A 282-nucleotide genomic window follows, 5' to 3' on the forward strand; every position below is an offset into this window, starting at 1 on the left:
CGCCGAACGCGCGGCAGCCGAGACCGGGCGGGCGGTGAGCACCGCCGCCCGCGAACGGCTCGGCGACTGGTACCTGCACCACGCCGACGCCGCCGCCCGGCTGCTCACCCCGCACCGCCGGCGGATCCCGCTCGACCCGCCGGGCCCGTGGTACGAACCACCGGCCTTCACCACCGCCGCCGGGGCGCAGCGGTGGTGCGAGAGCGAGCACGGCCGGCTGCTGGGCGTGGTGCGGGCGGCGGCCGAGCACGGTCCGGACGCGCTGGCCTGGCGGCTGCCGGT

General features: G+C 80.1%; 1 pseudogene. It reads left to right on the forward strand.

The window, feature by feature from the left end:
- Positions 1–34: 34 nt before the first annotated feature.
- Positions 35–282, forward strand: a pseudogene (locus BI06_RS52170) (hypothetical protein); the annotation flags it as partial.

It is taken from the genome of Kitasatospora sp. MBT66, from assembly GCF_000710405.2.
GTDB classification, from domain to species: domain Bacteria; phylum Actinomycetota; class Actinomycetes; order Streptomycetales; family Streptomycetaceae; genus Kitasatospora; species Kitasatospora purpeofusca.